This window comes from Variovorax sp. P4_D9 (assembly GCF_056401695.1).
In genome coordinates this window covers 1-4,252 of the sequence record NZ_JBFUIU010000754.1, presented here as the reverse complement: position 1 = coordinate 4,252, position 4,252 = coordinate 1, and the positions used below count along the sequence as shown (strand labels likewise).

Genomic DNA, 4,252 nt, shown 5'->3' with positions numbered 1-4,252 from the left:
TAGCAGTGCCGGGCCAAGTAAGTTCGCGTTGTTCGAGTTGCTCAGCAAGCCAGCGAGTAGAACTTCGTTGCTGCGGACGAGGCTTGGCCTTCGAGACATTCCATCTGCCCCTTCCTGATCATGTGCATCGTCTCGATGCCGGCAATGAGCGCTCGCGCGCAGCGGAAAGACTTGAAGCCGAGCATCGGCCGCACGATGCGTTTGACGGCCCGATGGTCTTGCTCGACGATGTTGTTGAGGTACTTCGACTGGCGCATGTCGATGGGCGCACCGGAGTCGGCCTGCATGCTTTGAATGGGGCCGTGTTGGCACCGCTTTGGTAAGTAGACCCCGGGAGTTTCGCCCAGAGTCTCTCGCAGAACCGTGCGTAAACCTCTCGATTTACACGGCTCCCGTCATCCAACCCCTGCCCCCCAGCGCCAGTGTTCGAACATGGTCGGCCGCTTATCCTTGACGTTGCACAGCCACTCAGCACTGCGCCGCTCGTGACGTCGCAATGTCTTGTACTTGCGCCGCGCCCATCGCTCGAGTTTGCGGTCAAGGTACCGCCGCAAGCCCTGCAGGGCAGTCGGATAAAAAGCACCATAGTAGTTCCACCATCCACGCGCGGTTGGGTTGCATTGCTCCGCCAACTCGGCCAGAGTTCCTGGCGTTTGTTGAGGCAGCCGCCATCGCTTGACCGTCGCCCGCATGCGTTTCAAGGCGTCCGCACTAACTCCCGGAAGGAAGCTGGTAAACAGACGGCCTTGCCGACTCATCGCTTTGCGCGGTCGGAACGTGAAGCCCAGAAATGTGAAGCTCACATTCGCTTGGCGTTGCTTGCGGTTGCTATCCTTGCAATACACGATCTTCGACTTGTCAGGATGCATCGTCAGCCCGCATTCGGCCAGCCGTGAGGCTATAGCCTGCATGACTTCTGTCGCTTCTTCCTCGGTGCGGCAGTGAACCACCGCGTCGTCAGCGTAGCGAGCAAAAGGACAATGCGCGAGCGTGCGCTGCATCCAGCAGTCGAACGCATAGTGCATGAACAAGTTCATCAAGATAGGACTGATCACACCGCCTTGCGGGGTGCCTCTATCCCTTGTGAGGCGAGCACCCTGCTCGGTTTCGAACGGAGCCGTCAGCCATCGTCCGATGTACAGCAGGATCCAGTCTTCCTTGATGTGCTTGCGGATCGCCTTTTGCAGCAAGCCATGATCGATCTGATCGAACGCCGCCTTGATGTCGAACTCCACCACCCAGTCGTATTGCCAGCAGCGCTTTCGCGTCGCGGCAACCGCCTGTTTGGCAGAGCGCCCAGGTCGGTACCCATAGGAGTCCGCATGGAATATCGGATCAAGGATCGGTTCAACGAGAATTTTCACGACAGTCTGCGCAATGCGATCCGCGACAGTCGGCACACCTAGCTTTCTCGTGCCGCCCGATGCCTTCGGAATTGCCACTTGCTTGACCGGTGGTGGCAGGTACGACCCCGACGACATCCGATTCCACAGCTTGTACAAATTCGTCGACAGGTTCTGCTCGAACTCAGCGATGGTTTCATCGTCGATGCCGGCAGCGCCTCGGTTGGCCTTCACTTGCTGGTACGCCTGCCAGACGGTGCGTTTGGCAATGCAGTAGGGTTTTGCCGATTTCATGCCACTCATCCCCGGAGGTTGGTGACCTTCATCGGCAGGATGACGCTGCCCCTTCGCTCCACTCTCATTACAAGAGCTTCATCACTACTACGGGCAACTCCGCCCCTTGTTCCGGCATCGGTATTCTTCCTCATGGTGTTCGCCACTTGTCATTTTCCTTAGCATCCAGAACAAGGTTCTCACGTTCCATGCCTGAGCCTGTGTTGAGATCATGCCGCCTATACACCGACTGCCACCGGGTCCGTAGACAGGTATCGCCCCGGCTGATCCTGAGGTATCGACACAACCTCAGTTTTGACAGCGCCTTGAATCACTAACGATGCGTCATCGGACGGTTCACTTTCGTTCATCTTCTCAACACGTACCTGCCATCCTTCTGGATGACTTTTCCTCAGTCGCTCACCACCACGCCTTTTGGACGCAGCAGCACTGGGCGGTTTGAAGCCTGCTCCTGCAAGCCGGCTTCGGGAGGCCTACTCCCATCTCAGTCATAGCACCACGAACTTCCGTTCGTGTTCGGGACACACTGTCGATGGTGATCTTCTCCGGCACACCGTGTAGGCCGATGGCCTGCTCGAAAAACGAGCACGCCGCGCTCGGCCATCATCTCCTCGATATGACGAAAGCTCAGAGGGTAGGCCGCATACCACCGCACGCAGATCAGCATGACCTCAAGCGGGTAATGCATCCGCTTGATCACCTTTCGCAGCGCTTCAATCACCTTTTTTTTGCCCCGTCATCATCTAACCCCCCAGCGTACCAGCACCAGTTCATTGCTATTGACAGAACCGACGAGCGCGCGGCGAAGTCCTGCGGGAAAGCAGCCGCTCTACGGGCCGTGCAGATGCGGGTTGCTTCCTGCACTGCGGCGATCTCCCGCTGCTGCCGCGCAGGAGTTGATGAGCGTCGCGCCGCAATCGTGGCTCAGTGCCAAATCGCGGTGAGCACCTGCGCGAGCCGGCCACCGGCCTTGGCGATCTCCTCGCGCTGGACATCTGCCTTCAGCTTTGCGTAGCCTGCGGGCAGCTTGATGGCGTGGTGATGATGCGCGTCCTCGGCGGAGTACGTGATGCCGTCGAATGCGACCTTTCCGTCGGTGAGCGTTTCAGTCGCCCATGCTGTCGACCAGCCCGACATATCTCCCGTGCTCACGGGAACAGCCCGCGCGAGCTTCATCACGGCCGCCGATGGCGGCTGCGATGCAAGGCTCGAGGCCACTGCGTCCCATTCGCCGTGGAGTTTCTTCGAGCCGATGAGCAAGTCGTTGCCGCCGTGCGTTTCGGTGTTCGCGTCGAAGGCGCCTTCGTCCGGGTCCACCACCTTTCCCGTGGCATCTACGTAGACGGCGACCACGTGAAGCGGCTGATGGATGTCGCCGACGTAGTGAGACAGCAGGCGCAATGCCTCCTTCTTGCTCGTTATATTGAAGGGCGGCGGGCACGGCTTGCCCTGAAGCACCGCGATAGTCGCGGCAATGGCCGAGACGACGTCCTGGTCGGTGGTTCCGACCTGTCCCTTCTCGTAGGCCACGCGTTGCACTGCGACGTCGGTGTAGTGGTACTGCTTATGGCAGGGATCGGTGTTGAATCGCGAGGTGCAGTTGCCCACGTTGCGGCGCACAAAGGCTTCCATCTGCCGCTCGCTGGCCGGGTTCTCGTAGATAGCGCATTCGGCGAACCTGCCCTCGCCGCCATACTTGAAGGTCGTGGGGCTCACGCCCTTGGCGCAATCGGCCCAGACCGAGGAGGTGCGCAGATTGCTCCCAAGAATCTTGCGGACCTCCTTGGCGGTTGGAGTTCCCGCGATCATCGCGTCGGCGATGGAGCCCACCGCCATGTGACCATCGGGTCCGTAGGCGAATGTGCTTCCGCATGCCACGGCGCAGCCGAAAGCCAGGGCGCACAGTCTCGTTGACATGGCACTCTCCTTGAAATGTGTGACGACCATCGAGGCTAGTCGCTTCAGTCTTGTGAAGCGACCCCACGCCGGAGGAGGAATCACGCTCTGAAGCTATACAGCACGCCGAAACAAATGAGTCGGCGTCTCATCACGGAGGAGGTGACGACTGGGCGCCAGGTCTGCGCGATTGAGTGCGACGAAGCTGCTGAAGGTCTGTGTGCCGGTTGATCGCAGGCGCGCTCGGCGAATGCCAGCACAACCGCTCGTTGGCCCAGACTTGACCTTCGACATGCTGGCGCTCAACGTCGGCTAACGCACTGCACACTTGCCGTATGACAGACGCCGGCGAAAGGCAGGGAGAGTCCAAACCCGGACATTTCACCAGTAGTCCGACGGGGCATTGACCGAGGCTGCGGGGGTGGGTAGACCAACTCACATTCGTAGTCGCGGTACAGGCTGTCGATCCTGGCTTTGACGCGCCCGGGGACCGGTTTCTCCCGGGGTCGCAACGTTCCGTAAATCCGCGCGATGGGATCTGGGCGGCCGAGCGCGCCGCGTCCTGCGCCACGCCAGTCATTCGTCCATCGCGCAATTGTGCGAACGCACCGAAGCCGTCATAGCGCAACGCAACCAGGCACCCCAGCCATTCAAATGGACATTCGCCGGCTTTGAGCTACAAACCGGCGAACCCCTGAGGTTCAAACACCATGCCAACG

General features: G+C 59.9%; 2 protein-coding genes and 3 pseudogenes. 1 reads left to right on the top strand and 4 read right to left on the bottom strand.

The genetic code is table 11. From position 1 onward, the window contains the following. Positions 1-41: 41 nt before the first annotated feature. From AC1DY5_RS44425 to AC1DY5_RS44410, 4 genes and pseudogenes are all read right to left on the bottom strand, one after another. Positions 42-266: pseudogene (locus AC1DY5_RS44425) on the bottom strand (DDE-type integrase/transposase/recombinase); the annotation flags it as partial. 129 nt (positions 267-395) lie between these two features. After that, complete coding sequence (ltrA, locus tag AC1DY5_RS44420) at positions 396-1,637, bottom strand: group II intron reverse transcriptase/maturase (RefSeq protein ID WP_478120777.1); 1,242 nt, start codon at positions 1,635-1,637, stop codon at positions 396-398. Between the two features lie 580 nt (positions 1,638-2,217). Next, positions 2,218-2,325, bottom strand: a pseudogene (locus AC1DY5_RS44415) (IS6 family transposase); the annotation flags it as partial. Between the two features lie 236 nt (positions 2,326-2,561). Further along, complete coding sequence (locus AC1DY5_RS44410) at positions 2,562-3,554, bottom strand: S1/P1 nuclease (protein WP_478120776.1); 993 nt, start codon at positions 3,552-3,554, stop codon at positions 2,562-2,564. A gap of 529 nt (positions 3,555-4,083) precedes the next feature. Between AC1DY5_RS44410 and AC1DY5_RS44405 the strand changes: the two are divergent. After that, positions 4,084-4,252 (top strand): annotated as a pseudogene (locus tag AC1DY5_RS44405) (IS630 family transposase); the annotation flags it as partial.